Annotated in this window: 6 protein-coding genes; 2 read left to right on the top strand and 4 right to left on the bottom strand. The window is 65.2% G+C overall.

The genetic code is table 11. From position 1 onward, the window contains the following. Nucleotides 1-25: 25 nt before the first annotated feature. Nucleotides 26-1,987 (top strand): dynamin family protein, encoded by a 1,962-nt coding sequence (locus AAFP05_RS05060; RefSeq protein ID WP_341728763.1) that lies wholly within the window; start codon nucleotides 26-28, stop codon nucleotides 1,985-1,987. Beyond that, entirely contained in the window at nucleotides 1,984-3,495 is a 1,512-nt protein-coding gene (locus tag AAFP05_RS05055) for a dynamin family protein (protein ID WP_341728762.1), read from the top strand. The genes AAFP05_RS05060 and AAFP05_RS05055 overlap by 4 nt, the downstream gene beginning before the upstream one ends. On the opposite strand, the gene AAFP05_RS05050 is transcribed toward AAFP05_RS05055, so the two are convergent. The 4 genes from AAFP05_RS05050 to AAFP05_RS05035 form a co-directional block, all read right to left on the bottom strand. Next, a complete protein-coding gene (locus AAFP05_RS05050; RefSeq protein ID WP_341728761.1) occupies nucleotides 3,436-4,074 on the bottom strand; it encodes a hypothetical protein in 639 nt (212 codons plus the stop codon). The two genes, AAFP05_RS05055 and AAFP05_RS05050, sit on opposite strands and share 60 nt — an antisense overlap. Before the next feature lie 17 nt (nucleotides 4,075-4,091). Further along, nucleotides 4,092-4,925, bottom strand: a complete 834-nt coding sequence (locus AAFP05_RS05045) for an IniB N-terminal domain-containing protein (protein WP_341728760.1) — start codon at nucleotides 4,923-4,925, stop codon at nucleotides 4,092-4,094. A 118-nt stretch (nucleotides 4,926-5,043) separates the two neighbouring features. Further along, nucleotides 5,044-7,416 carry a LuxR C-terminal-related transcriptional regulator gene (locus AAFP05_RS05040; RefSeq protein ID WP_341728759.1) on the bottom strand — a complete coding sequence of 791 codons (2,373 nt, stop codon included), beginning with the start codon at nucleotides 7,414-7,416 and terminating at the stop codon, nucleotides 5,044-5,046. Nucleotides 7,417-7,418: 2 nt separating this feature from the next. After that, nucleotides 7,419-9,107 (bottom strand): Hsp70 family protein, encoded by a 1,689-nt coding sequence (locus tag AAFP05_RS05035; RefSeq protein WP_341728758.1) that lies wholly within the window; start codon nucleotides 9,105-9,107, stop codon nucleotides 7,419-7,421. Nucleotides 9,108-9,300: the final 193 nt, after the last annotated feature.

Here is a 9,300-nt window from a genome sequence, read left to right as displayed (position 1 = left end):
AAAGCACCGAGCGCGAGGAGCGAAGATGACCAACCAGGCCGAGTCGGCTCGCCCAGCAGCCGGCAAACCGGACGAGGTACCGCGCCGCGCCGTGCCCGAACCGCCCAAGCACACCGCGAAAGCCGGCAAGCCTCAGCAAGACCCGCTGCCGGCGCGTCCTGAACTGCTCAGGCTCGTTGAGCAGACAGGCCAATTCGCGACCGTCACGGGGCGAAGCGATTTGGTGCAGCGTCTGGTGCAGACACGCGCGCGCCTGCAGGACCCGAACGTGCGGGTGGTCGTGGTCGGAGAGTTCAAGCAAGGCAAGAGCAAACTCATCAACGCGCTGGTCAACGCACCGGTCTGCCCGATAGACGACGACATCGCCACCAGTGTTCCCACAGCGGTCGGCTACGGCGAGCAACCGGCTGCCTGGGTGGTCACCCGCACCGAGGAAGCGGAGCAGGACCAGGCCAAGATCATCAGGCAGACCGTCCAGATCGACCAGCTGGCCGACTACGTGTCGGAGAAGGGAAATCCGGGCAACGAGCGCCACATCGTGACGGCGGAGGTCTCGCTGCCACGCGAGCTGCTGCGAGGTGGCCTGCGGCTGGTGGACTCACCCGGGGTGGGCTCATTGGACTCCACCAAGGCCTTGGCGACTCTCTCGGCGTTGTCGTCCGCGGATGCCGTGCTGTTGGTCTCGGACGCTTCCCAGGAGTACACCGAGCCCGAGGTGCAGCTACTGAGGCATGCACTGCGGATCTGCCCGAATGTCGCGGCGGTACTTGCCAAGACCGATCTCTATCCGCAGTGGCGGACCATCGAACGTATCGATCGAGGCCACCTCCAGCAGATCGGCGACCTGCCGATTTTCGCGGTGTCCAGTGACCTCCGGCTGCTCGCCGCGACCCAGCAGGACCGCGAATTGAACAGCGAGTCCGGATTCCCCGCTCTCGTCTCGCATCTGCGTCGTGGCGTGGTCGAGCACGCCGAGGTCCTCAGCACTCGTAGCGCGGTGCACGACATGAGCTTCGCCATGGAGCAGATGACCATCTCGGTGCGAACCGAGCTCAGTGCGATCATGCACCCGCAGGACACTCCTCGGCTCATCGCCGAGCTGGAAAACGCCAGAGCCAAGGCCGAAGAGTTCCGCAGCGTGACGTCCCGCTGGCAGGTTGCGCTGGCCGACGGCATTGCAGACCTCATCTCCGACATGGAACACGACTTGCGAGATCGGCTGCGGCGCGTCCAACGGGAGGCGGAACAGGCGATCGACGAGGGTGATCCGGGCCCCATCTGGGATCAGATCACCGAGTGGATCGATCAGCGGGTGGCGTCGGCGATCTCTGAGACCTTCGTGTGGACCGAGGAACGCTCCAAGTGGCTGACCGAAGAGATCGGCGAACTCTTCCTCGCCGAGGAGCGCGAGCTTCCGGTGATCGAGGTGGCCGCGATTGACGGCCTTCTCGATCCAGTGGACGAGCTCCCCGAATTCGACCCTGGGCAGCTCAGCGCCACCGAGAAGATCTACATCGGAGTTCGTGGCTCCTACGGCGGGGTGCTGATGGTGGGTCTGGCCACCGGATTGATCGGACTGAGCCTCATCAACCCGCTGTCGTTGCTGGCCGGTGTGTTGGTCGGTCGCCGGGCCTATCGTGAGGACATGGGCAATCGGCTGATGCGACGCCGGTTCGAGGCGAAGAACATCGTCCGCCGCTACATCGACGAGGTGACCTTCCAGGTGGCCAAGCAGCTGAAGGACCGGCTACGGGTCGTCCAACGCACCGCACGCGACCACTTCACGGCCATCGCCGACGAAATGCACCGCTCGCTCACAGACTCGGTGATGGCGGCCAAGCAGGCGGCCGGCTCCTACAGCGACGAGCAGGACAAGCGGGTGGCTCTCCTGCAGACACGGCTTCGGCAACTGGATCAGCTGCGATCGGGCCTGCCTGCGTTGCAGGCGCTACCGGCGGCCCGTGTTCAGCAGGAGGTGACACGGTGAGCGAGGACGAACTCGCCGACACCGTTGCGCTGATCGGAACCGCCCGCGGGATCTATGCCCGCGACAAGAGGGCGCTGGCGGTGCTTGATGCCCTGGAGCGAAGGCTCACCGACCCGCTACGCTTGGCCATCGCAGGCATCGTCAAGGCTGGCAAGTCGACGCTGTTGAACGCGATCCTGGGCGAACAGATCGCGCCCACCGACGCCGGCGAATGCACCAAGACCGTCACCTGGTACCGGTACTCGCAAACGCCGTCGATCACAGTGCATCTTCACGATGGTCCGGCCCGACGGCTGCCGGTGCGCCGTGAAAGGGGCATGCTGGCGATCGATCTGGGCGAGCTGTCGGCCGATGACGTCGAGCACATCGACATCTCCTGGCCGGCGCCTGCACTGAAGTCGCTGATCCTGATCGATACACCGGGCATCGCGTCGATCTCGCAGAACATCTCGGCGCGTTCACTCGACTTCTTGACGCCCAACGACGCCCCATCCGAGGCGGACGCCATTGTCTACCTGCTGCGCCATCTGCATCCCTCGGATCTGGGGTTCCTGGAGGCGTTCCGCGACACCGCGGCCGGTGCATCGCAGACCGTCAATGCCGTGACCGTGCTTTCCCGGGCCGACGAGATCGGCTCGGGACGCATCGACTCGCTGCTCTCGGCGGGCAAGGTCGCGCTGCGCTATGAACGTGACGGAGAGTTGGCCTCGCTGGCTTTGGGTGTGGTGCCGGTGGCCGGACTGCTCGCCGAAGGCGCCCGGACGCTGCGCGAGACCGAGTTCATGGCCTTCCGTGAACTGGCCGCGCTTGACAGACCCGTGCGGGAGCGGCTGCTCGTCTCAGCCGACCGCTTCGTCCGGCCGGCAGCAGGGCTGCGGCTGGGAGAACGAGAGCGCAAGGATCTGCTGGCACGGTTCGGTCTATTCGGTGTGCGGCTGGCGACATCGTTGATCAGGGCCGGCGCCGACGACTCCACCCGGCTGGCCACTCAACTCGTCCAGCACAGCGGACTGGTCGAATTGGAGGAGTTCGTGCAACTGCACTTCCAGTCCCGGGCTGCGACCTTGAAAACCAGGGGAGTCATTGACCGCCTCGAGCACTTGGTGAGCGAGCGGCCGCGCAGTGGTACCCAGCCGATAGCTGCGGGAATCGAACAGATCCGCGCCAATGCCCACGGTCTGCGTGAGCTCACGCTGCTGTCCTCGGCACGGGTCACCGGGCTTGGGTTGTCCCCTGGCGAGACGGACGCAGCCGTCCGGATCACCGGTGGAAGTGGACTGGACGCGGCGACCAGACTTGGGATGCCGCTCGACGCGACCACCCAGGAACTCCGTGCGAAGGCCTTGACGGAGATCGATCTGTGGCGAAGCGCAGGGCAGTCGCCGATGCTCAACCGCCGGGGCGCGGATGTCAGCCGTGTTGTGATTCGCAGCTTGGAAACGATCGCGTCAGATCTCGGGCCCAGCAGAGCCCGGGAAGATCTTACGCACGTCGCGACGGCGGGCTGACCAAGCCATGGCACCGGGTAGGTTGCTCAGCAGCAGAGCCAAGATCACCGAGACGAGTTGACCTGCCAGTAGCTGCTGCAATTGTTCGCCGTGTTCGCCTCCGGTCACCAGTTCGCGGCCGAGCCCGAAGAACAGCGCCTGGAACAGGAGTGTCAAGAACTGCCACCAGCGCACCCCCGGTTTACGGTTCATGAACGATATGAGCAACGTGATCTGGACAAGCAACAATGCCAGCATCCCGGCGAAGACCGACCAGTAGACGATATCGGCAGCCTTGTCATAGGTCTCGTCCGGACGATCGGATTGCACACCACGGATCGTCTCGACGATGAGCGGCAGTTGATCCTCGCGCACCACGAAGTAGAAGACAACCGCGATCGCGCCCAGCAGGAAGCTGAGGACCCACATGAACTGGCAGGCCCGCACGCCAAGGGGTGGCGAGAGCTTCACCAGTACCGGAGGCGCGTTGGGGCTGAGCACAGGGGGACGCTCCGGCCTGGGCTGCGTCGGTTTCGCGGTACGGATCCGCGTAACGGCCGCAGCTGAGCCGGAGCTGTCCTGTTCGTTCTTGTCAACCATCGTCACGACGATATCTGCTACTGATCGCCGAGTCCGTCGATGTCGTAGCCCGCCGGGTCATAGAGCACGGTGCCGGAGTCCTCGTACTCGGTTGCCAGCGATCCCGCATCCGGGTCGGCAGGAGCCAGCACATCGGCGATCGGTGCGGAGGCATCGTCCGGCAGCGGGGCCACAGCGGACAAGACATCGTCGCTGACAGCTGCGGCATCGCCGAGGGCGTCTGGCGGTGGCAGCTGGTCGACGGGGTTGACCACGACATCAACCTGGGTGGTGGTCGATGCATCGTTGAACGAATCGGAGATCTCGTTTGTGATATCTGTATTGCCGATAGCGACATCGCCGGTCGTGATCGTGGTCTCCGACTCATCGATGACGACGTTCTGACCGGCTGCAATCGAGCCGTCACCGCTGGCCACGTTGGCTTCCTGGTCAAAGATCTGGGTGACATCACCATTGGCCCAGATGTTCTGATTGACCGACTGGTCGATGATCGTGCTGCGAGCGTCGATCGCGAAGTTGTTGGTCACATTCGTGATCTCTTCAACGACCGTGTTCGACGACTGTTGCACCGACGGAGCAGGATGGTAGGCCGGAGCAGATTGCTGAGGACCCGGGTAGTTGGGGGCCATCGGCGCGCTTTGCGACACAACGGGCCGTTGCACCACGTCGGGCCGATCGACGACGACCGGTACTACAGCGCGGACATCCGCGGCGCACAGACCCGATAGTCCTGCGTCGGACAGCATCTCCTCGGGTTCCGTGGCAAATTGCGCGGCCGCAGCTGGGTCGCGCAAGAGGCTCAGGATGAACTCGATGAGCGCATCGGCGATAGTGGCCAAAGCAGTGGTCATGTCGTGGCTCCTGTCTCATGGGTGAAGGTCAGTCTTGAGCGTATGACGTGGGTTAGCCCACCGCATGGGGGTTTGCCCCCATTGTGCGCAATGAGCGCTACGGGATCGACTGGTGACCTCATGGAGTCGCGCCGTCCGATCCGATGGTCAGGCGCAGTTTGGCGATCAGATCTGAGCGTGACGTCGCGTCCAGCCGTCGTCGGATACTGGCCACATGGTGTTCGACCGTGCGAGGCGAAATGTAGATGGCCTCGCCGATCTCGGCGTAGGTCTTGCCCGCGAGGACCAGCACCGCCACGTCGTGCTCCCGGTCGCTCAACTGCACGCCGCGATGAGCCGGAGCCGGCTTGGGCTGGGACTTTACGGTCGTTTGGCGGGTGACATCCGGTGGATGGAGTTCGCGAGCGCGCGCCATCAGCCGTGCTGCCGCCTTCCGATCGTCGGGCAGTCTGCCGGCGCCGTGCGCTGCCAGCCGTGCGCCATCCCAAGGCAGCCCGGCGGCCGCCAGGCCACCGGCCGCTTCTTCGACCGCGTCCACATCGATCCTGCCGCCGAGCACTGCCATCCACGCGGCGCCCGCCTGGGCCATCGCCGCCGCCACCGGGCTATGCGGTGCGGCAGCAACCAGGGCTTGGGCATAAGGCGCCAGCGATGCGGGCTTGTTCAGCAGGATCCCCTGCTGGATGCCAGCCCACCACAGATGACTCGCCCACAACGGAGGATCACCTAATTGCCGAGTGATCTCTAGACCTTTGGTTAAGTAAGGCGCCAGGGTTTGGGACTCACCGAGCCTTGCTCCCGCGTCGATCAGCGAACCGAGGGCGAGCAGCGAATACAGCGAACTGTGCGCGCTCCGCGCTAGCGTTCGAGCCCCCGCCCACGCGGCTTCGAGGTTGTGGATGTCGTCGAATCGTCTGGCCAACGTGATTCGCACCGTCTCAAGGAAGAGCCGGGTGCGCGTCGACCGGGCGGGGACGAGTTCGTCGGCTTCGGCCAGTGCATCGCGTGCCTGTTGTGGTTGCTCGCTGCGGATGGCCAAGTCAGCGCGCCAGCCGAGCAGCCGCGGTCGAGCGAGCGAGCCACCTTGTCCGCCGTCGATCGCGGCGTCGATGACCGACTTGGCGGTGGAAAGATCTCCGGACCCGATTGCTACAGCGGCCGCGACGATGGCAGGCAACTCGGCTATCGGGTCGGTGGTCCTCGATGCCGTATACAGCTCGGATGCCTGCACGAGGGTGCCGAGCGTGGTCGGCGGTGGCTGACGGTCGAGTGAATGGCGCAGCCCGCTGTCGAACAATTGCAGCGCCACCCCGAGGGTCGTGGTCGCCAGTTGACCAGGACGATTGGTCTGTAGCCGATCGGCCAAACCGGCACCGATGTGAGCCACCATCGCCCGGATCTGAGATTCGATACTGCTCGGGGGGCGCGCGAGATAGCTGTCGCTGCTGATCACAGACATATCCCGCTCGGCCCAGATCGCCGCCCTCAGATCGGTCGCCGCATCCGAGTCCGGATGGTCGCCGGCCAGTTCGGCCCGCTCGACGAAACCGGCTGCCAGATCAGGATCTCCGCTGGCCCAGGCGTCGGCCGCCTGCTGAAGCCATCCGCTCGGGTGGCCCTCATCGGGGCGCGGATCATCGCTGCCGGTGACCTGCGCCTTGAGCTTCGCCAGCCGGTGTGCGGGTGTGGCGGCCAGCACAGCCGCGCGGACGATGGGTACCGTCTCGCCATTGCGCAGCAGGAGGCCTTCCGCGTGACCCTGTGTGATCAAGGCGTCGATCGTGCTATTGGATCTGGGTTCGTCCAGCAGCACAGTTGCTGGTGCGTCGAAACTCACCAGTTCCACCAGTCGGCGAAGCCGCTCATCGGTGGTGCTGAGTTGCTGCGCGATCTCGTCTTCGAGCAACCGCCGCAACGGGGCATGATCCTGGTCACTGTCACAATCCCGTGGATCATGAAGGATCAGTGCACGAAGAACAAGCCAGCTGATGCCGCCGGTCATGGTCAGGATCTGCGCCAGGCAGGCGTCGTCGATCGCGCGTCCCCTGGCCTCCAGGCTCGCCAGTGCGTCCGCCCGCGACACGACACCCAGCACAACCGGGGGAGCTTCCCGTTGCAGCTGGCGCCAAATGGCTGTGAGGGCATCCGGGCGCGGCCATGGTCTGCTGGCAGCGATCAGGCTGGCCTCCGGATTCAAGCAGCGTGCGGCGACCTCGTCCAGTTGTTCAGGGCTGAGCTCCTGCAGATCGTCGATCACCAAGACATCGGAGGTGGCTACCGCTGAGATGCCGACGCCCCGTCGATACTCGGTGACGCCGATGTCCAGATCGGCGAGCATTCTGGAGATTTCGCGCAGCAGAGTGCTCTTGCCCGACCGAGCGGTGCCGATGACGAGGACGCGCGGGATCTGCGAGCCGACGACCATATCGATCACTTGCGCAACCTGACGAGCGCACGAGAACGCGGACGCGCGTTGAGCCTCGGTGGTCATGCTCAGATTCCAGATTCGGGTGGGGACGGGATGGACGGAGCGGTCTCGGTCGGTTCGGGATCGGTGGGCTCGGTCGGCGATTCAGCGGGTGGCGTGTCGACGGGAGGCTGTTGGGCCTCGGGCTCCGGTTCTTCCGGCCCAGGCTGGACGGGCGCGGCGGTGCGCGTGGTCGGATCCTCGTCGGATTCATCGACGATCTCGTCCTCAGGCAGGTTCGCGCCGGCGGTAGCGGCTGATCCGGATCTTGTTCCCGCGTCCGGCGGCGAGCCCGCGGTGCCAGTAGCGGATGCGGCCTCGGCAGGGCTCAACGCGGCGGGATCCGACAGATCGGCTGCTTCGTCCTCGGCGGGTGTGGACTGTCCGGGCCAAAAATCGGGACGCGACGAAGACGGTCCTGAACCGGACTGGTCTGCCGACCCAGACATCGCCGCCGAAGAACCGGTAAGCAGCAGGGTGACCAATGCGGCGGTGACGATCATCAGGCCGCCGCGCTTGCGGCGCCACCAGCCCGGCCTGCCGGCCGGCCGTCGCGACGGCTCGCCGTGCGGGACGTCGGCTTCGCCATCGGCCTCCGGCTCGTCAGGCAACGAAGCCATCGCTTGGGCGCGTTGCTCCGCCAACCCAAGCCCGCTGCGCGCTGCTCCGCACGCAGCGGAGAGCCGCGGATCGGCCTCGATGACGATCGGCCGGTCGAGCACCTCGGACAATCGCTGGGCGATGCGCGGGATCCTCGAGGAGCCTCCGATCAGGCAGATCGCCTGGAGCCGGTCGGCCTCGATACCGGCCCGTTCGAGCGTCTCGTCCAGGGCATCGATGCTTCGGTCGAGCGCCGGTTCGATCATCTGCTCGAACTCGGACCGAGTCAGACGCACCGATTTGTCGAGTGGAGGCACCACCACCGGAATGGTCACAGCCGTCTCGCTCGAGAGTTGCTCCTTGGCGAGGGTGCACGCATCTCGCAACCGCACCAGGCAACTAGATACCAGCGGATCTCGGGTGTCCATACCGGACGCCGCCAGACCGGAAACCCGCAGCACATGGCCGAAGACGAGATCGTCGAAATCGGCTCCGCCCAGACTGCTCAGGCCTCCCGGTGAGCCGAGCTGGGTGAGCCCGCCGTCGCGCTCCTTGCGCAATACGGTGCAGGTGAGCCCATCGCCACCCAAGTCGTAGACGGCGATCAGCTCTCCGGGACTCAGCGGCGACGACACTTCGTACTGTGCAATTGCCGCGTCCGGCAGCGCCATGAAGTCGAATCCGTCGACCCCCGATTGCGCCAGAGCGACGGCGATCAGGCCCAACCGGTACTCGCCCCAGTCGGCTGGATGTCCGATCGTCACGCCGCACGGTCGGGTTCCGAGCTGTTCGGTGCTGCGTTCGACCACCCAGGCGATCAGTTGCGCATAGACCTGAGCAGCGTCCAGGAGCCGCCCGCCCACCATCAACGGGACATCATCGCCGACTCGTTGCTGCAGGTCACGGATCGTTCGCTGTGGTTGTGCCGCGCTGTAGTGCTCGGCAGCATCGCCGAAAACCAGTTCGCCGGAGGAGTTGATGACCGCGATCGACGGCGCAGTACCTGCCGCGCCGAGCCCAACCTGCTCGACAACCACACCTTCGCTGCCGGTGTGGGCGGTGACCGCGGACACACAGCGTGAACCGACGGTGATGGCGAGATTGAACGACGTCATCGTTGCGGGCTCCTCCGCCTGGGTCATGAATGCATGAGACTAAGGGAAACCTTAGTTGATTGAGGTGGTGACTGGAGAAATAGCCTCCTGGACATCGGCGCAGGTCGTTCTACGGGTGGGGCTCATAGATGTTTCACAGCCGACGATACGCCCTCGACGGGTCTCTTGGGAGCCCTCGGTGCAACTCTCGGAC

Origin of the sequence: Brooklawnia sp. (genome assembly GCF_032229645.1) — a bacterium.
Classification (GTDB): Bacteria; Actinomycetota; Actinomycetes; order Propionibacteriales; family Propionibacteriaceae; genus Brooklawnia.
This window is presented reverse-complemented; position numbering and strand designations above follow the sequence as displayed.